This is a genomic window from uncultured Ferrovibrio sp. (assembly GCF_937960835.1).
Lineage (GTDB): Bacteria > Pseudomonadota > Alphaproteobacteria > Ferrovibrionales > Ferrovibrionaceae > Ferrovibrio.
The window spans coordinates 39,548-58,535 of the sequence record NZ_CALGPC010000020.1; the positions used below are offsets into that span (position 1 = coordinate 39,548).

Here is an 18,988-nt window from a genome sequence, read left to right on the forward strand (position 1 = left end):
GGTCCGCGAGATCCTGATGTACGCCTCGGACTACAAGCCACGGCCGCTGGTGGCGGTGAAGCGCCGTGAGCGGCTGAAGCGCGTCTGCCAGTCGATGATTTTCCCGGATTCGATCAAGGACCATCTATTCACCGCCCGCCACTCGAAATCCATGTCCGGATGGCGATCATCGAACTTCCAGACGCCCCATCCAATCCCGCCGGGCTTCGGATTCAGTTCTTCCGCTTCGACATCGATGAAACAGTCGGAAATCTGATCATAGCGCTCGATTGCTTCTGTCAGTGTCATTATTCCTCGGAACCTCGGACCCCGGATGTTATTGCCTGGCTTATGACGATGTAAATCTGACGCGGAGCGGCATCCGTTTTGGGGTGTGCTTGTTTGGACTCCGCACACTGAAAAGAAGTATTCTCCTGAGTGAGGTGACCGCCACGCTCCATCCAGTTAGACTTGGCAAAGCAGCGATCTGCATCGGCATGAATACCAGCTTCGCGTAGCGTGGCCGCATATGTGGCAATCGCTCGCATATAGTTCCGCGTCCCCAGTTCCTTCCACCAGTGGACCTCGATTTCACCGCTGAGCGCCTTCGCCCAAACGCGGGTGCCGATAAGGACCGCCTGTCGTGGAATTACCAGGCGCTCGGGCAGGGAATCGCAGCAGTATCCGACGATGGTCAGTTCGCCAATGTTGCTCAGGGCAGCGATCAAGGATGGCGCGCGCCAGCTTCAACTGGCGTTCCTTGTTGTGGTTGGCTTCCAGGGCCTCACTCCACCATTCGGCGACCTGGTCATCGGCCATATCCGCCTTCACGTACCAGCCGAACATGTTATGGCCAAGCGGCCATATTTCCGCGGTGGAAGGTCGATGGGAGTCAGGTCGGAAGCCCTGCTAATTTGCATTCGCTACCGGCAGTCTTCCTGCAAATCTGGCAAACGAGAGCGTCGAGGATTCGGAAGGCCTGGCAATGTTCGCGGTCATCTGAAAATTTATCGAAAATCCGGTGAAAAACCGCTAAATTCCATCGCGGTATTTGTCATCCATTTTGGCTAACTATACTCTTGCGTAGTATGCAACGGAGTAATACATATGGCTATCAGGATCTTCAAGAGCCGTCACTTCAATAAGTGGTGCCGCAAAGAAGGCGTCACCAATAAGATGCTGAAGGTGGCGGTTCAGGAGGTCGAAGATGGCTTATACGAGGCGAATCTCGGCGGCTTTCTGATCAAGAAGCGAGTGGCAAAGCCTGGACATGGGAAGCGCGGAAGCTACCGCACGATCATGGCATACCGGCAAGGGGCGAAGATTTTCTTTCTGTTCGGATTCGACAAGAACGAGCGAGAGAATATCGGCGAGAGAGAATTAAAAGCCCTGCATAAGTTGGGTGATGTGTTGATAGGTTCCACTGATGCGGTCCTGGCAAAGTGGTTGAAAGACGGCGAATTGATGGAGGTGGAGAAATGAGCAAGATCCTGAAGGCAGTTCATGAAACTGCTCGCGGTCTGCATGCCTCTGGGGGCATGAGCGATCTCACCATGCGCGAGTTCGATGCCCTCTGCCTGCCGCCGGTCCCAGAATTCACCAGTACCCAGGTGACGAAAATTCGGCGCAAGGTGAAGGCCAGCCAGGCTGTGTTCGGTGCCTTCATGAATGTCCGCAAATCGACTGTGGCTGCTTGGGAACAGGGGACCAAAAAGCCGAGCGGCGCAGCTGCAAAGCTTCTCGATCTCATTGACCGGAAGGGTCTAGAAGCGCTCACCTGAGTCTCGCGGATTTGAGTGAATTAAGGGCTCGGCCGGTCGGTCGAGCCCTTTGCATTTTTGGCGAGCAATCGAGAATCTCAGCAATCCAAGTTCAGATGCAGCTAACTTGCTGAACCAGATCGCGATTCAACCGATTTGGTGGGCTCTGCTCGCTCATTTCGGATCAAATCCTCCTTGCAGGAACAGGAGGGTTGATGCGAAAGATAACGAACCAGCCAAGGGAGTACCTTTCCCGGGCAAAGCTCTCAGGTGGTGCGACTAAGTACAATCACATAAAAGTATCATCTGGTGAGTTAGAAGAGCATGCCAGACGTGACGCTGCCGCCTCTATAGATTCAAGGTGGTATATCAGCTGGCACCTAAGTGCCGACAGCGTTAACCAGTCGGTTCGTCGGTAATTGCATCGCGCCATCGGCGGCCGCCGGCGATCTGGCGTCCGTCGCTCAAGGTGACGGTGAAATCGCCACTGTCATTGCTGGCGGTGGCGCGCACATGCTTGCGGTTGACCAGCCGCGAGCGATGGATGCGCACGAAGCCGAGATCCGCCAGTTCGTTTTCCAGCGCCGAGAGAGTCTGCCGCTGCAACAGGCTGCGGCCGGCCAGATGCAGCTCGACATAATTGCCGGCGGCCTCAATCCATAGAATCTCATCGGGCTCCACCCAGATGCGCCGCGCGCCGTCACGGATTTCGATCCGGCGAGGTGTGGCAGGTGATGATGCGGGCGCTGGCACGACCTTGATCGCCGGCTTGCGCAAGGCCTTGGCCAGCAGCCGGGCGCCGATCACCATTCCGATATAGGCGAGCGCATCCTTGCGGCCTTCATAAAAAAGCCCGATGGGAAGATTGGACCAGTCGATGCCGTAGCTGCCGCCGAACATCGGATAGACGAGAACACGCAGCAGGGTCATGCCACCGATATGGGCAGCACTGAAGGCAACGAGACCGGCGAGATGGCCAAGGCCGGTTTTCAGCCAGCCGATCCGGCGCGGATGCAGCCGCTCGGCCCAGGAAAAGACGAGCGGCGTGATGAGGAAGACGACGGTGATGCTGGTCGCTTCATCGACGACAACGCGCCAGGCCGGCAGCTCGGCGCCGAAGCGTCTTGCCTCCAGCCAGTAGGATGAGCCGATGACAGCCGAAACGGCGATCAGGACACAGGCATAAGCCACCCAGAGCCAGGGCGGAAACCGGAAGCGAAGGCGGTTTTCCGCGCCGCCATTCGTCACTTCCGATCCGCCATTCGTCCCAGGTCCGTTCATGGCCCTCCGCCATTTGTGGCAGCCTGCCTGCGGCTGGTCCCTGCGCGATTTCCTTGTACTGTCATCGGTGGCAGATCGGGTCGCAGGTCAGGTGGAAGAGGAGACCGTCATGGCTGTCGCCCCGAGTAAATCGCAACGGCGTTATGATCTCGACTGGCTGCGGATCATCGCCTTCGGCCTGCTGATCCTTTACCACATCGGCATGTTTTTCGTCACATGGGACTGGCATGTCAAAAGCCAGTATGCCGGCCCGGCGATTCAACCGCTGATGCTGCTGAGCAGTCCCTGGCGCCTGACCCTGCTGTTTCTGATCGCCGGCATCGCCACGCGCTACATGGCGGATCGCACGTCTTCGGGCCGCCTGGCCGCTTTGCGGTCCTGGCGTCTGCTGCTGCCGCTTGTCTTCGGCATGGCTGTGATCGTGCCGCCGCAGACCTATTACGAGATCGTCGAAAAACTGTCCTATGGTGAAGGCTGGCTTGCCTTCTATGCCAGATACGCCACCGGCTTCGATGGCTGGCGCCCCGATGGCAATCTGCTGATCGTGCCGACCTGGAACCATCTGTGGTTCGTCGCCTATCTCTGGGTCTACACGATGGTGATCATCCTTCTGCAGCCTTGGCTGAGGAAAGCGCCTGCCTGGTTCGTGGCTCCGTTCACAGGCTGGGGCGTGATCCTGTGGCCGGCGGCTTTGCTCATCCTTTTGCGGATCACCTTGCGGCCGGTTTTTGGCCAGACCCATGCACTGCTGGATGACTGGTATCTGCACGCGGTCTATTTCAGCGTCTTCCTGTTCGGCTATGGCATCGCCAAGGCCGAGCCGGTCTGGGCCGCGATCGACCGGCTGCGCCATGTTGCGCTCCTTCTGGCGGTGGTCTGCTATGCGGCGCTCGTGGTGCTGATGCTGAACTGGCAAGGCCTGCCGCAGAGCGGCATTCCCTGGCGGATGCTGCGCGATGCGGTCTGGGCGCTGGATCAGTGGGTCTGGATCGTCATGCTGCTGGGTTTTGCGCGGCGCTGGCTCAATCGCGATGGCCCCGCGCGCCGCTATCTCACCGATGCGGTGTTTCCCTTCTACATCCTGCATCAGACGATCATCGTCGTGGCAGGGCATCATCTTCGTCCCCTTGAACTGACGGCTGGAGGCGAAGCCCTGCTGCTGATTGCCGTCACCACGATCGGCTGCGTCGCCGGCTATGAGATCGTCAAGCGGATCGGCTGGCTGCGGCCGCTTTTTGGCCTGCGGACCGAGGTGCCAATGGTGCGGCTGCGGCGTGCCAGCGCGCAGTAGGCATTGAATATTTCGGCCGCGACCGAAACATCGCAGCGATCAGGTGGATTAGATTGCGCGGGTCAACAATCTGCGTCGTCTATTCTCAGCTTGAAATGCCATGGATCTCCCGTCCGATCCCGTCGCCGCCGTCACCCATCCCGATCCCTACCCCTATTACGCCGAGCTGATACGAAAGCGGCCGTTCCACTTCGACCCTGCGCTCAATCTCTGGATCGCGAGTTCGGCCGAAGCGGTGGAGGCGGTGCTGCAGTCGCCTTTATGCCGCGTGCGTCCACCGGCTGAGCCAATCCCGCACGGCTTGCGTGGCGGCGCGGCAGAGCAGATCTTCGGCCGGCTTGCGCGCATGACCGATGGACCGGATCAGGCCGCCATCAAGCAGGCGATCCTTTCCGTTCTTTCACCGCTGCAACAGGACTACATCGCCGGACAGGCCTGGTACTGCGCGCGCGCCATGCTGAAGGACGGCGCGCTCAGTCTTGATGATTTTCTTTTCGCCCTGCCGGTTCATACGGTGGCGGCCTTGCTCGGGATTCCGGAGCGGCTGCGCATAAAAGTTGCCGCATGGACCGGCGTCTTCGTGCGCGGCGTCGCCCCCAACGCAACGCCGCAGGCGGTGCGGCAGGCAAACGATGCTGTAACAGAGCTGCGCCGGATGTTTGAGGCTTTGCTGGCCAGCCGCGATCCCAGTCTTTGCGACGGATTGCTGTGGCGGCTTCAGGATGCAGCCATTGATCGTCCCGATGCGGTGACCGCCAATGCCATCGGCCTGCTGATGCAAAGCTACGATGCAACTGCCGGGCTGATCGGCAATGCACTTCTTGCCTTGCATGCCAATGCGGATCTCTGCCGTGCCATCATAAACGATCGCGCCCTGCTGCCCGATTTCATCCTGGAAGTCCTGCGCCATGATGCGCCGATCCAGAATACGCGGCGTTTCGTTGCCGAAGATGGCATGATCCTGGATCAATCGGTGAAAGCCGGCGATGCGATCCTGGTCGTGCTGGCAGCCGCCAATCGCGATCCGGCCACGAATGCCGAGCCGGACCGCTTTCTGCTCGGCCGCAATCCGCGCCGCCTGTTCATCTTCGGCCGCGGCCAGCATGCCTGCCCGGGCGAGCGGATCGCGATGGCGTCCGCCGCCGCTGCCACCGAGGCGTTGCTGGATGGCGGTCTCGATTTAAGGAAGCTGCCGACGCCTGCGGCCTATCGCCCGTCGGTCAATGCCCGTATTCCGATGTTCAAGGACGAGACGCTGTTTAGGGAGGTGACATCATGATTGCCGTGATCTTCGAGGTGATCCCCGCCGAGGGCCGCCGCCAGGCCTATCTCGACATCGCCGCCAGCCTGCGGCCGAAGCTGGAGCAGATCGACGGCTTCATTTCGGTCGAGCGGTTCGAGAGCCTGAGCAATCCGGGCAAGATCCTTTCGCTCTCCTTCTTCCGCGACAAGGCGACAGTAATGGCCTGGCGTAACCTGGCCGAACATCGCGCCGCCCAGACTGCCGGTCGCGCCTGCCTCTTCGCCGACTACCGCCTTCGGGTTGCCAGCGTACTGCGCGATTACAGCCTGCAGGAGCGGGGAGAGGCGCCCGAAGACAGCCGGCTTGCGCACAGCCAAAACTGAAATCGTTAAGATTCAGCGATTTATAGAACAATTAGTTCCAAATCGGTCCCATTTAGACTCCTTAAACCCGCTTCTCTAGCCCCCTGCTCTTTAAAACGACCGCGAAATAAAATTAAAGGTCAACAAACGTGACCTATCGACAAAAATTTGCTTGCTAGCCGGGGCTTCGAACAATAAAAGTAGCCCTCCGCCCCGGCCGCGGTCCTTTCCAGTCGCTCTGGGGTCCTACTTTCGCCAGCAGGAAGTCCCGCTGCGGAACCGCTGGTCCCGAGGAGCGCGCGTCATGGCCGAGAAGATGTTGAAATTCGTGCAGACCCCGCAGGCGATGCCGGAGAAGCGCAGGGCCGAGGAACGCGCCAACGATTTCGACGAGATCTATCGGGAATTCGCCGCCCAGAAGGCGGCCGAGCAGGCCTCGCGCTGCTCGCAATGCGGCGTGCCCTTCTGCCAGGTCCATTGTCCGCTGCACAACAATATCCCCGACTGGCTGCGCATGACCGCCGAGGGCCGCCTTGAGGAAGCCTACGAGCTGTCCTCGGCGACCAACACCTTCCCCGAAGTCTGTGGCCGCATCTGCCCGCAGGACCGCCTTTGCGAAGGCAACTGCGTCATCGAGCAGTCGGGCCATGGCACCGTCACCATCGGCGCGATCGAGAAATACATCACCGAAACCGCCTGGGCCTCGGGCTGGGTGAAGGCGCCCAAGCCGGTGGCGAAGGAGCGCAGCGAAAGCATCGGCATCATCGGCGCCGGTCCGGCGGGCCTGGCGGCCGCCGACAAGCTGCGCCGGCTTGGCTATCAGGTGCATGTCTATGACCGCTACGACCGTCCCGGCGGCCTGCTGATCTACGGCATTCCGAATTTCAAGCTGGAGAAGGACGTCGTCGAGCGCCGCTCCAAGCTGCTGGCCGAAGCGGGTGTGCAGTTCCATCTCAATTTCGAGGTCGGCCGCGACGCCACGTTGGACGAGCTGCGCAAGAAGCACGATGCCGTGCTGATCGCCACCGGCGTCTACAAGGCGCGCGACATCCAGGCGCCGGGCTCGGGCCTTGGCAATATCGTGCCGGCGATGACCTATCTCACCGCCTCCAACAAGCATGGCCTTGGCGACAAGGTGGCGGAATTTGAAAACGGCGCGCTGAATGCCAAGGGCAAACGCGTCGTCGTCATCGGCGGTGGCGATACCGCGATGGATTGCGTGCGCACGGCGATCCGCCAGGGTGCCACGTCGGTGCATTGCCTCTATCGCCGCGACAAGGCGAACATGCCGGGCTCGATGCGTGAAGTGAAGAATGCCGAGGAAGAGGGTGTCGAGTTCGTCTGGCTCAGCCTGCCGAAAAGCTTCCGCGGCGAAGGCAAGGTCACGGCCGTTCATGCCGGCCGCATGAAGCTCGGCCCCGCCGATGCCTCCGGCCGCCAGATGCCGGTGGAGATCGAAGGCGCCGATTTCGACCAGCCGGCCGATCTCGTCGTCAAGGCGCTGGGCTTCGATCCGGAAGACCTGCCGCAGCATTTCAAGGCGCCGAACCTGGAAGTCACCCGCTGGGGCACCGTGAAGATCGGCGGCCGCAGCAAGATGACCAATATCCCGGGCGTCTTTGCCGCCGGCGATATCGTGCGCGGCGCCAGCCTCGTCGTCTGGGCCATCCGCGATGGCCGCGACTGCGCCGACGCGATCCATCAATACATCCAGGCCAAGGCCGCTCAGCCGGCCGCTGCCGCCGCGGCAGAGTGAGAGGAGTCCGACCATGACCGACATGCTGAAGACCTACGTCGAGCAATGGCAGGACGAGACCAAGCGCCTCTCCGAGGCCGGCATGTACCGGCCGGAGGAAGAGCATGACGCCTGCGGTGTCGGCCTGATCGCCTCGCTGGATGGCCAGCCGCGCCGCAGCGTGGTGGCGGCCGGCATCAATGCGCTGAAGGCCCTGTGGCATCGCGGCGCGGTGGATGCCGATGGCAAGACCGGCGACGGCGCCGGCATCCATGTCCAGATTCCGCAGGACTTCTTCCGCGAATATGTGCGCAAGACCGGTTTCGAGCCGGGCGAGGGCAAGCTCGGCCTCGGCATGGTCTTCCTGCCCAAGACCGACCTCGCCGCGCAGGAAACCTGCCGCACCATCGTCGAAACCGCGATCCTCGATTTCGGCTACGGCATCTATGGCTGGCGCCAGGTGCCGGTGGATGCCACCATCATCGGCGAGAAGGCCAATGCGACGCGGCCCGAAATCGAGCAGGTGCTGGTCGAGAACCGGCTCGGCAAGGATGATCATGATTTCGAGCGCGATCTCTTCCTGATTCGCCGCCGCATCGAGAAGCAGGCGCTGGCCGCGCATATCAGCGAATTCTACATCTGCTCGCTGAGCTGCCGTTCGGTGATCTACAAGGGCATGTTCCTGGCCGAACAGCTCGACAATTTCTATCCCGATCTGAAGGACGAGCGTTTCGTCTCGACTTTTGCGATCTATCACCAGCGCTATTCCACCAACACCTTCCCGACCTGGCGTCTGGCGCAGCCCTTCCGCATGCTCGCCCATAACGGCGAGATCAACACGCTGCGCGGCAACGTCAACTGGATGAAGAGCCACGAGATCAAGATGGCTTCTGAAGCCTTCGGCGATCTCTCCGACGACATCAAGCCGATCGTGCAGTCAGGCTCGTCCGATTCCGCCGCGCTGGACGCCGTCTTCGAGGTGCTGGTGCGCGCCGGCCGCACCGCGCCGATGGTGAAGACGCTGCTGATTCCGGAAAGCGCATCCAACAAGCCGCTGATGCCGCAGGCGCATCGCGATCTGTATTCCTACTGCAACTCGATCATGGAGCCTTGGGACGGCCCGGCGGCGATCTGCGCCACCGACGGCCGCTGGGCCATCGCGGGCATGGATCGCAACGGCCTGCGTCCGATGCGCTACACGATCACCACCGACAATCTGCTGATCGTCGGCTCCGAAACCGGCATGGTGCCGGTGCCCGAGCACAAGGTGGTCAAGAAGGGCCGCGTCGGTCCGGGCGAGATGATCGCGGTCGACCTCAAGAAGGGCCGCATGTTCAACGACCGCGAGATCAAGGATCGCCTCGCCGCCGAGCATCCTTACGGCGAGTGGGTCAAGAACATCGTCACGCTCGACAAGATCAAGGATGCGCCAAGCGTTGCGCGCGACTTCACCCGCGACGAGCTGCGCCGCCGCCAGCTTGCCTTCGGCCTGACGCTGGAGGATATGGAGCTGATCCTGCATCCGATGGCCGAGGACGCCAAGGAAGCGGTCGGCTCGATGGGCGACGACACGCCGATTGCCGTGCTGTCCGAGCAGTATCGCGGCCTGCATCATTTCTTCCGCCAGCAGTTCAGCCAGGTCACCAACCCGCCCATCGACAGCCTGCGCGAGAAGCGCGTGATGTCGCTGCGCACCCGCATGGGCAACCTGACCAACGTGCTGGACGAGGACGCGCATCAGGTTCACATCCTGCTGCTGGAAAGCCCGGTCCTGTCGAACGCCGATCTGGCGAAGGTGATGAAGTATGCGGAAAAGACCACCGCCCGCATCGACTGCACCTTCCCTGCCGATGAGTCCAATCCCGGTGCGCTGCGCGATGCCTTAAAGCGCATCCGCACCGAAGCCGAGAATGCCGTGCGCGGCGGCGCCGCCCATATCGTGCTGACGGATGAGGACATCTCCGACAGCCGCGCGGCGATCCCGATGATCCTCGCCACCGGCGCGGTGCACAGCCATCTGGTGCGCCAGGGCCTGCGCACCTTCACCTCGCTCACCGTGCGCTCCGGCGAATGCCTGGATGTGCATTACTTCGCCGTGCTGATCGGGGTCGGCGCCACCACGGTGAACGCCTATCTGGCCGAAGCCTGCCTGATCGACCGCGTCAACCGCGGGCTGCTGGGCAAGCTCAGCGCGGAAGAGGCGATCAGCCGCTTCAAGGAGGCCGTCGATGGCGGCCTGCTCAAGATCATGTCCAAGATGGGCATCTCGGTGATCTCGAGCTATCGCGGCGGCTACAATTTCGAGGCGCTCGGCCTGTCGCGCTCCCTGGTGGCCGATCTCTTCCCCGGCATGCCGTCGCGCATTTCCGGTATCGGTCTTTTGGGTATCCAGAAGAAGGTTCTGGAACTGCACAAGAAGGCCTTCCGCTCGGATGTGCTCGCTCTGCCGGTCGGCGGCATCTACAAGTATCGCCGCGGCGGCGAGGCGCATGCCTGGGAAGCCAATCTCATCCATATGATGCAGACGGCGGTCGCCACCGAGAATTACGCGCTGTTCAAGAAGTACACTGCCGGTCTGCGCGACCTGCCGCCGATCTCCGTGCGCGATCTCCTGGAGATCAAGCCGGCCGGCGAGGCGATCCCGATCGAACAGGTCGAAAGCGTCACCGAGATCCGCAAGCGCTTCATCACCCCGGGCATGTCGCTCGGCGCGCTCGGGCCTGAAGCGCATGAGACGCTGACCATCGCGATGAACCGCATCGGCGCCAAGTCGGATTCCGGCGAAGGCGGCGAGGCGCCGGAGAATTTCAAGCCACGTCCCAATGGCGACAACGCCAATTCGGCGATCAAGCAGGTTGCCTCCGGCCGCTTCGGCGTCACCGCGGAATATCTGAACAATTGCCGTGAGCTGGAGATCAAGGTCGCGCAGGGCGCCAAGCCCGGCGAGGGCGGCCAGCTGCCCGGCTTCAAGGTCACCGAGCTGATCGCCAAGCGCCGCCATGCGACGCCGGGCGTGACGCTGATCTCGCCGCCGCCGCATCACGACATCTACTCGATCGAGGATCTGGCGCAGCTCATCTACGATCTGAAGCAGATCAACCCGGATGCGCAGGTCTGCGTGAAGCTGGTCTCCGAGGCGGGCATCGGCACCATTGCCGCCGGCGTCGCCAAGGCGAAGGCCGACGTCATCCTGGTGTCGGGCCATGTCGGCGGCACCGGCGCGTCGCCGCAGACCTCGGTGAAGTATGCGGGCACGCCCTGGGAAATGGGCCTGTCGGAAGTCAATCAGGTGCTGACGCTGAACAAGCTGCGGCATCGCGTGAAGCTGCGTACCGATGGCGGCCTGAAATCGGGCCGCGACATCGTCATCGCCGCGATGCTCGGCGCCGAGGAATACGGCATCGGCACGGCGGCGCTGGTGGCGATGGGCTGCATCATGGTGCGCCAGTGCCATTCCAATACCTGCCCGGTCGGCATCTGCACGCAGAACGAAGCCCTGCGCAAGAAGTTCACCGGCACGCCGGAGAAGGTGGTCAACCTGTTCAGCTTCATCGCCGAAGAGGTGCGCGAGATTCTCGCCAGCCTCGGCGTGCGGTCGCTGGAAGAGGTGATCGGCCGCACCGACCTGCTGACCCAGGTCAGCCGCGGCTGGGCGCATCTCGACGACCTGGATCTCAACCCGATTCTCGCCCAGGCCGATGCCGGCGGCTATGCGCGCTATTGCACGCTGGAAGGCCGTAACGAGGTGCCGGATACGCTGGACGCGCAGATGCTCGACGATGCGGCGCCGGTCTTCAGCCATGGCGAGAAGATGCAGCTCGCCTACAACATCCGGAACACGCATCGCGCCATCGGCACGCGGCTGTCGTCGCATCTGGTGCGCAAGTTCGGCATGAAGGGACTCAAGCCGGGCCATATCACCGTGCGTCTTACCGGCTCGGCCGGCCAGTCGCTCGGCGCCTTCGCCGTCCAGGGTCTGAAGCTCGAAGTCTTCGGCGATGCCAACGACTATGTCGGCAAGGGCCTGTCGGGCGGCATGATCGTGGTCCGGCCGTCGCCGTCTTCGCCGCTGATGGCCAGGACCAACGAAAACACCATCATCGGCAACACGGTGCTCTACGGCGCTACCGGCGGCAAGCTTTTTGCGGCCGGCCAGGCGGGCGAGCGTTTCGCGGTGCGCAATTCGGGCGCGATTGCGGTGATCGAAGGCTGCGGCTCGAATGGCTGCGAATACATGACCGGCGGCTGCGTCGCCATCCTGGGCAATGTCGGCGACAACTTCGCCGCCGGCATGACCGGCGGCATGGCCTTCGTCTACGATCCCGACGAGCTGCTGCCGATCGCGATCAACGACGAAAGCGTGGTCTACCAGCGGCTGGCCTCCAGCTACTGGGAAGGCGTGCTGCGCGGCATGATCGAAGAGCATGTGCGCGAGACCCATTCGGTCTTCGCCAACAACCTCTTTGCGGATTGGGAGACCGCCCGCACGAAATTCTGGCAGGTCTGCCCAAAGGAAATGGTCTCGCGGCTGGAGCATCCGCTGTCGGACGCGCCCGCCGTCGCGGCCGCGAAAGCCTGATCCTATCTGGTTCCGGCCGTTCAGCCGGCCGGCCCAGGGAAGCGGAAACGCCGTCGGCGCAGGTTTTACGGCCTGACCGGCGGCGTTTTTGCTGCACTACCATTTATGCAGCGACAATGCTGCACTAAGCTGGTCGGCTGACGCCGGGGCTTTAGCTTTGTACGCTAGGCCGCCGTTGCGATACGAAGCGGCGCCAAAGGAGACATAACAATGGCTTCCCCTGTTTCCCAAAGCCTTCTGATGGCTTCCGCCGCTTTGGCCGTCGGCGTCATCGTTTCAATCGCGCCAGGCTGGGCCCAGCAATCCAGCCAGCCGCTGCAGCGCCCGGCCTTCTGCATCGTCAACGAATTTCCGGGTGCGCCGCTGACGGCAGAGATCAAGGCGGGCAAGGCCGCAACCAAGGTGCAGTTGCCGGCCGGGCAGAATGCCTGCTGCGTGACCTTCTGCAAGGACAACCCGTCGCCGTCAGGTTACCAGATCTCCGTGCAGGCGCAGCCTGCAGGCGGCGCCACGCGCCAGGTCTGCCAGGCGACCGTGAAGAACGGTCAGGTGCTGCGCGTCACCGGCACGCCGGCGCAGGCCAGTTGCACGACGGCGAAGCTGTAACGATTGGCATTATGCGGGACGGGGTTCTGACGATTGCCGTTGTCACGCTGCTGGCGGCATTCACCGCCAGCCCAGCTTTCGCCTTCTGCGTCGTCAATGCCGGCAAGCATCCCATCGACATCCATTCCGGCGGCCAGCCGATGCCGGTCGATGCGCGCTACGGGCTGAAGCCGGGCGAGCGCTACTGCTATGTGCCGCGCAAGCCCGAGGGCATCATGGTTGAGATTTCCGAGAATCCCAAAGCGGCCCAGAGGCGGCTGAAATGCCGCCTCTCGGTGCCGGCAAGGAATGCAGACGTACAAGTCGGCGAAAGCTGCCGTGTGAAGATCGACTGATCTTCAACGGATCAGCGCATAGGCGATCATCGCCATGCCGGCCAGGCCGCCCAGATAGGCGAGCGTGCGCAGCCACGGGATGCCAAGCGTGTAAACCACGGCATGCACGACCCGGCTGTAGAAGAAGACCTGAGCGCCAAGCGCCGTCCAGGCATCCATCCGGCCGCTCGCCGCTGCCGCCAGCACGAGCGCCGCGAAGGGCACCATATTCTCCACCATGTTGAGATGGGCGCGATGCGCTCGCCCGATCCAGCCTTTGCCGGGCGGGAAATCCTCGCGGTTGCCGGCCATCACGAACAGGCCGCGCGTGAACAGGAAACCCACAGTGTATGGCAGGGCCAGCAGCACGGTCAGTACCGCGCTGGCGATCAGCATTTTCAGGTCGACGGTCATGGCAGGCTCCGGTCCTGGTTGCCGTTGCCTGCCATGTTCCCCCAAAGCCGGGCTTTTGACCAGCCAGGCTGTAAGGCTTAAGCGGTGCGGAAGAAAGCGACTAGCTGCGACAGTTGGCGCGCCTGGCTCGACAGCGACTGGGCCGAAGCCGAGGTCTGCTCGACCAGGGCGCCGTTGCGCTGCGTCATTTCGTCCATATTGCCGACCGCGATATTGACCTCTTCCAGGCCGGTGGCCTGCTCGCGGCTGGCAGCGGCGATCTCGGCGACAATGTCGCTTACCTTCTTGATCGCAGTGACAATCTCGGTCAGCGCCACGCCTGCCTGATTGACCAATGCGGCGCCGGTTTTCACCTGCTGGTTCGACTCCGTGATCAGAGCCTTGATCTCCTTCGACGCATTGGCTGAGCGCTGCGCCAGCGCGCGCACTTCCTGGGCGACGACGGCGAAGCCCTTGCCGGCTTCACCCGCACGCGCGGCTTCCACGCTGGCATTGAGCGCCAGCAGGTTGGTCTGGAAGGCGATTTCGTCGATCAGCGAGACGATGTCGGAAATCTTCTGCGCGCTTTCCTCAATCTGAGTCACTGCCTGGACGGCTTCCTGCACCACGCTGCCGCCCTTCTCGGCGGTATCGCGCGCGGCCATCGCCAGTTGGTTGGCGGCCTGCGCATTGTCGGCATTCTGCTTCACCGTGGTGGTGACTTCATGCATCGAGGCGGCGGTCTGCTCCAGCGCTGCCGCCTGCTGCTCGGTGCGGCCGGCGAGATCCTGGCTGCCGGCTGAAATCTCCGCTGCTGCGCTGCTCTGCGCCTCCACGGCTTGCGTGATGTTGAGCACCACGCCGGTCAGCGTATCGGCCATGCCGTTCAGGTCGGCTTGCAGTTCGGCGAACACACCCTGATACTGACCCTGCATGCGGCTGCGCAGATCGCCTTTGGCCAAAGCGGCCACGGTGGCCTTCACATTGGCAATCGCTTCGCTCAGCGTATCCAGCAGGCTGTTCATCTGGTTGCCGATCTTTGCCGTCACACCGGCCAGTGCCGAGGTGTCGATGCGCTGATCGAGCTGCCCGGCGCAAGCCGCTGCCACCACCTGGCCGATGGCGCGGTCCAGCGTCGCTTCCTGGGCGGCGCGGTTTTCTTCGTTGCGTTTGCGCTCGGCCTCGATTTCGGCCTGCAGGCGGTCGGCCGCGACGCTGTTTTCCTTCAGCACGGCCACGGCGCGGGCGATGTCGCCCACCTCGTCGCCGCGGTCCTGGCCTTCCACCTCGGCCTGCCAGTCGCGCTTGGCCAGACGGCCCAGCGTGTCTGTCAGAGCCTTCAGCGGAATGCCGATGCTGCGCATCATCACCCAGCTTAAGCCGACCAGCAGCAGAATGCCGACGCCGATGATGACGCCATTGACGATCAGCTGCTCACGGAAGATCGCATCCACGTCGTCGATGTAGATGCCGGTGCCGACGATCCAGCCCCAGGGCGCGAAGCCCTTCACATAGGAAATCTTCGGCACGGGATGATCAAGGCCGGGCTTGGGCCAGAGATAATCGACATAGCCGGCGCCATCCTTCTTCACGACATCGACCATCTCGACGAACAGGCGTTTGCCGTTCGGGTCCTTGTTTTCGCGCAGATCCGTGCCGTTGAGCTGCTTGGCGAAGGGATGCATCACCATCGCCGGGCCCATGTCGTTGACCCAGAAATATTCCTTTTCGTCGTAACGCATGACTTCGAGGTCGGCGAGCGCCAGCCGCTTGGCATCGGCTTCGCTCAATTCGCCGGCCTGGACGCGGGCGTGATAGCGCGCGATCACGCTATGGGCCACCTCGGTGAGCTGGCGCGTCTTGATCATGCGGTCTTCGAGCAGAACGCCGTGCAGACGCCAAAGCCCCAGCGCGCCCATCAGAAAAAGGCCGATCACGCCGATCACGACAATGATCCAGAAGCGGGGCGCCAGACGCAGGTTCTTCATCACACTATCCCCTCCTTGGGAATACCGCTGGGAAAGCCTGGGTTTTGGGGCGGAGTAACGGAGGAATGTGCAGCTTAAGGTAGATCCGTTATCGAATGGCAACCACAGATAGAAATGAATAAATACAAAATCATGATGACGTGTGCGGACCATTGGCGGGCGCTCTCTCCTCGCGACCAGCCGCCCCCGGTGCTTCCCGCTGCTGGCGGAGGTTGCTATCACGCTGGCCTGATTGAGGATTGCCATGGCACCCCCGTTTCTGATTCTGCGTAACATCCACCTCACCTTTGGTGGCACGCCGCTGCTGGATGCGGCGGAACTGTCGGTTTCGGAAGGCGACCGGCTCTGCCTGGTCGGCCGCAACGGCTCGGGCAAATCCACGCTCCTGAAAGTCGCCGCCGGCATGGTGCAGCCGGAAAGCGGCGAGCGCGTGGTGCAAAGCGGCGTGACCATGCGCTACCTGCCACAGGAGCCGGATCTCTCCGGCTTCAGCGACACCCTGTCCTATGTGCTTGACGGGCTGGCGCCGGGTGACGATCCGCACCGGGCACGGACCTTGCTGGAAGCGCTCGGCCTGACCGGCAACGAGAGCCCGAAGCAGCTGTCCGGCGGCGAGGCGCGCCGCGCGGCCCTTGCCCGTGTGCTGGCGCCCGAGCCGGACATCCTGCTGCTGGACGAGCCGACCAACCATCTCGATCTGCCGGCCATCGAATGGCTGGAAGGCGAGCTGCAGCGCATCCGTTCGGCGCTCGTGCTGATCAGCCATGACCGGCGTTTCTTAAGCAACCTTACCCGCGCCACGATCTGGCTCGACCGCGGCAACACGCGCCGCCTGGACCAGGGCTTTGCGGCATTCGAGGATTGGCGCGACGCCTTGCTTGAGCAGGAAGAAACCGAGCGCCACAAGCTGGATCGCAAGATCGCCGCCGAGACCGACTGGCTGCGGCACGGCATCTCGGCCCGGCGCAAGCGCAATATGGGCCGCGTGCGGGCGCTGATGGATCTGCGCAAGCAGCGCCGTGAACAGCGCAAGGTCGCCGGCAATGTCACGCTGACGGTCAGTGAGGCCGAAACCTCTTCGAAGCTGATCGTCGAGGCGAAGGGGATTTCGAAATCTTATGGCGATCAGCTCGTGCTGCAGGATGTCAGCCTGAAGGTGCAGCGCGGCGACCGGCTTGGCATCGTCGGTCCGAACGGCGCGGGCAAGACCACGCTGCTGAACATCCTCACCGGACAGCTCAAGCCAGACAGCGGCAGCATCCGGCTGGGCGTCAATCTCGAACTGGTGACGCTCGATCAGAAGCGCGAGGCGCTCGATCCCGACATGACGCTGCAATACGCGCTCGCCGGCGGCAGCGACAAGGTCACCATCAATGGCCAGCCGCGCCATGTGATGAGCTACATGAAGGATTTTCTCTTCTCGCCCGAACAGGCGCGCACGCCTGTGCGCGTGCTCTCCGGTGGCGAGCGCGGCCGCCTGATGCTGGCGCGTGCTCTGGCCAAGCCGTCGAACGTGCTGGTGCTGGACGAGCCGACCAACGATCTTGATCTGGAAACGCTCGATCTGTTGCAGGAAATGTTGAGCGACTATCCCGGTACCGTGCTGCTGGTCAGCCATGACCGCGATTTCCTCGATCGCGTCTGTACCTCCGTCCTTGCCTTTGAAGGGGCGGGCAAGTGGCTGCTCTATGCCGGCGGCTATTCCGACATGGTCGCCCAGCGCGGCGAAGGAGTGAAGGCCAAGGCCGCGCCGGCGCAGAAGAAGACTGAAGCTGAGGCGAAGTCCGCGCCGCCACCTGCCGCGAAGCCGGCGCCGAAGCGCAAACTCAGCTTCAAGGAAAAGCACGCGCTGGAAACTTTGCCGAAAAAGATGGATGAGCTGCGCGCTGCAATCGCCAGGCATCAGGCGGCTTTGGCCGATCCGCAGCTTTTCAGCCGGGATCCGGCGAAGTTCGACGCTGCAACCAAGGGCCTGGCGCAGGCCGAAGCCGACCTTGCGGCGGCGGAAGAGCAGTGGCTGGAGCTGGAAATCCTGCGCGAGGAACTGGAGGGCTGATCACTCCAGATTCAAGAGTCGCTGCGGCGCCGAGGGAACGATCGCCGGGATGCCGAAGCCGAGATCGATGAAGCGCATCCCGTCGGCGATCAGATAGGAATCCGGATCGACAGGGCCGGAGGCTTCCGCCTTGGTCAGCGGCACGGCGCAGGAGAGGATCAGGGTCGGCTTCTCGGCGCCGGTTTCGCAAATCGGCGCGCCGACCCATTCCAGCGGCACGATGCTGCCGCTTGGATGGCGCAGCCAGTAATACAGCATGAAGCCGCAGGGCTGCTCCAGCTGCTCGATGGTCAGCGCGGCGCGGAAGGCGCGGTTCTCGCGCATGGTCAGATCAAGATAATTGTAGCCGGTGAGATCGAAGCCGGCGTAACGCTGGATCAGCGGACCGGCATAGAGGATCGGGATGGAATCCCGGCTGCGCACCTCAACGAGGAAACAGCCTTCCTTCGCATCACCGAAGGCTTCGAGATTGATGTCGGCACGTTCGGGCAACCGGCGGCCACGGCGCCAGCCGTCCCAAACGGCGAAGAAGCGGCGGCTAGGAGCAGATAGCGGAGCAGGCAAGGTATCAACCAGGGCCATGAGAGAACTATACAACGGTGACTGGACGGGTATACGAAAAAGAAAAATCCCCAAATCGCCGTGAAATTCCTCAAATAACTTGGAAGACGGAAGAACGTCAATTTCCTTGACTAAAGCATAAGCAAAAGCGGAACACGCTGCTAGGTGTTCAGGCGTGCCGTCATTGCACCGGCTTCGGCTCCTGCCGCTGGCTCGGCACCAGGGGCGGGATGCCATAGCCGAGGTCGATATAGCGCATGCCTTCGCCCTCTTCGTAGGACTCCGGATCGATGCTCTGGCTTTTCCAGCTTGTCTTCGCCAGGCCGGTGGCGCAGCACAGGATCAGCGTGGCGCTGGTCTGGCCGTTTTCGCAGACCGGCGCGCCGACAAATTCAACCGGCAGGACGGTGCCGTCGGCCAGCCGCAGCCAGTAATAGATGACGACGCCGCAAGGCTGCGCGGCCTGCGCAAGCGTCAGATGCGCGCGCCAGCTGCGGTTCTCCTTGCTGGTCAGATCGAGATAGTTGAATCCGGTGAGATCGAAGCCGAGGTGATCGGTGATCCGCTTGCCGACGGCGGTGATGCGGATCTCGTCGCGGCCGCGGATATCCAGCAGCAGACAGGCATCGGCCAGATCGCCCAGGCTGGAGAGATCGATGTCGCGGCGCTCGGGCAGTTTGCGGCCACGGCGCCAGCCATGCCAGGTGGCGAAGAACTGACGGCTGGGCTGCGTCAGCGGCGTCGGCAGGGAACTCAAGAAGTCCATCGGGCAATCTTACCGGTCTTAAGCACCTCTGCCAAAGCAATACGGCCGGGAGGTCATCCCGGCCGTGACATAGA

Annotated in this window: 17 protein-coding genes; 11 read left to right on the top strand and 6 right to left on the bottom strand. The window is 62.5% G+C overall.

The features are described from left to right. Nucleotides 1-30 precede the first annotated feature (30 nt). Nucleotides 31-288 (bottom strand): hypothetical protein, encoded by a 258-nt coding sequence (locus Q0603_RS18455; RefSeq protein ID WP_298728474.1) that lies wholly within the window; start codon nt 286-288, stop codon nt 31-33. 381 nt (nt 289-669) lie between these two features. On the opposite strand from Q0603_RS18455, the gene Q0603_RS18460 reads away from it, so the two are divergent. The 3 genes from Q0603_RS18460 to Q0603_RS18470 are packed head-to-tail and all read left to right on the top strand — an operon-like array spanning nt 670 to nt 1,760. Next, complete coding sequence (locus tag Q0603_RS18460; RefSeq protein ID WP_298728475.1) at nt 670-1,050, top strand: hypothetical protein; 381 nt, start codon at nt 670-672, stop codon at nt 1,048-1,050. 36 nt (nt 1,051-1,086) lie between these two features. Continuing rightward, a complete protein-coding gene (locus Q0603_RS18465; protein WP_298728477.1) occupies nt 1,087-1,461 on the top strand; it encodes a type II toxin-antitoxin system RelE/ParE family toxin in 375 nt (124 codons plus the stop codon). Continuing rightward, nucleotides 1,458-1,760: a DNA-binding transcriptional regulator gene (locus Q0603_RS18470; RefSeq protein WP_298728479.1), complete on the top strand. Its 303-nt coding sequence runs from the start codon at nt 1,458-1,460 to the stop codon at nt 1,758-1,760. Before Q0603_RS18465 ends, Q0603_RS18470 begins: the two co-directional genes overlap by 4 nt. A 375-nt stretch (nt 1,761-2,135) precedes the next feature. Here the strand turns inward: Q0603_RS18470 and Q0603_RS18475 are convergent, their stop codons facing one another. Next, a complete protein-coding gene (locus Q0603_RS18475; RefSeq protein WP_298728481.1) occupies nt 2,136-3,020 on the bottom strand; it encodes a LytTR family DNA-binding domain-containing protein in 885 nt (294 codons plus the stop codon). Between the two features lie 109 nt (nt 3,021-3,129). Between Q0603_RS18475 and Q0603_RS18480 the strand changes: the two genes are divergently transcribed. The 7 genes from Q0603_RS18480 (at nt 3,130) to Q0603_RS18510 (ending at nt 13,171) form a co-directional block, all read left to right on the top strand. Then, nucleotides 3,130-4,311 carry an acyltransferase family protein gene (locus Q0603_RS18480; RefSeq protein ID WP_298728483.1) on the top strand — a complete coding sequence of 394 codons (1,182 nt, stop codon included), beginning with the start codon at nt 3,130-3,132 and terminating at the stop codon, nt 4,309-4,311. A gap of 100 nt (nt 4,312-4,411) precedes the next feature. Beyond that, complete coding sequence (locus Q0603_RS18485; RefSeq protein WP_298728485.1) at nt 4,412-5,590, top strand: cytochrome P450; 1,179 nt, start codon at nt 4,412-4,414, stop codon at nt 5,588-5,590. Further along, nucleotides 5,587-5,937, top strand: a complete 351-nt coding sequence (locus tag Q0603_RS18490; RefSeq protein ID WP_298728486.1) for an antibiotic biosynthesis monooxygenase — start codon at nt 5,587-5,589, stop codon at nt 5,935-5,937. The genes Q0603_RS18485 and Q0603_RS18490 overlap by 4 nt, the downstream gene beginning before the upstream one ends. 283 nt (nt 5,938-6,220) lie before the next feature. Beyond that, nucleotides 6,221-7,672: an NAD(P)-dependent oxidoreductase gene (locus tag Q0603_RS18495; RefSeq protein ID WP_298728487.1), complete on the top strand. Its 1,452-nt coding sequence runs from the start codon at nt 6,221-6,223 to the stop codon at nt 7,670-7,672. Nucleotides 7,673-7,694: 22 nt separating this feature from the next. Continuing rightward, the gene (gene gltB / locus Q0603_RS18500) at nt 7,695-12,230 is read left to right on the top strand and encodes a glutamate synthase large subunit (protein ID WP_298728778.1); all 4,536 of its coding nucleotides are present in this window, start codon (nt 7,695-7,697) and stop codon (nt 12,228-12,230) included. A gap of 210 nt (nt 12,231-12,440) precedes the next feature. Then, entirely contained in the window at nt 12,441-12,836 is a 396-nt protein-coding gene (locus Q0603_RS18505; RefSeq protein ID WP_298728489.1) for a hypothetical protein, read from the top strand. A gap of 11 nt (nt 12,837-12,847) precedes the next feature. Beyond that, nucleotides 12,848-13,171, top strand: a complete 324-nt coding sequence (locus tag Q0603_RS18510) for a hypothetical protein (RefSeq protein WP_298728491.1) — start codon at nt 12,848-12,850, stop codon at nt 13,169-13,171. Between the two features lie 3 nt (nt 13,172-13,174). Here Q0603_RS18510 and Q0603_RS18515 read toward each other — a convergent pair whose 3' ends face one another. Next, nucleotides 13,175-13,564, bottom strand: a complete 390-nt coding sequence (locus Q0603_RS18515) for an MAPEG family protein (protein WP_298728492.1) — start codon at nt 13,562-13,564, stop codon at nt 13,175-13,177. 77 nt (nt 13,565-13,641) lie between these two features. Then, a complete protein-coding gene (locus Q0603_RS18520) occupies nt 13,642-15,531 on the bottom strand; it encodes a methyl-accepting chemotaxis protein (protein ID WP_298728494.1) in 1,890 nt (629 codons plus the stop codon). Nucleotides 15,532-15,775: 244 nt separating this feature from the next. Here Q0603_RS18520 and Q0603_RS18525 point away from each other — a divergent pair, with 244 nt between their 5' ends. Then, entirely contained in the window at nt 15,776-17,587 is a 1,812-nt protein-coding gene (locus Q0603_RS18525) for an ATP-binding cassette domain-containing protein (RefSeq protein ID WP_298728496.1), read from the top strand. On the opposite strand, the gene Q0603_RS18530 is transcribed toward Q0603_RS18525, so the two are convergent. Continuing rightward, on the bottom strand, nt 17,588-18,169 hold the full coding sequence (locus Q0603_RS18530; protein WP_298728499.1) for a PAS domain-containing protein: 582 nt from the start codon (nt 18,167-18,169) through the stop codon (nt 17,588-17,590). A 160-nt stretch (nt 18,170-18,329) separates the two neighbouring features. Then, on the bottom strand, nt 18,330-18,914 hold the full coding sequence (locus Q0603_RS18535) for a PAS domain-containing protein (protein ID WP_298728501.1): 585 nt from the start codon (nt 18,912-18,914) through the stop codon (nt 18,330-18,332). Nucleotides 18,915-18,988: the final 74 nt, after the last annotated feature.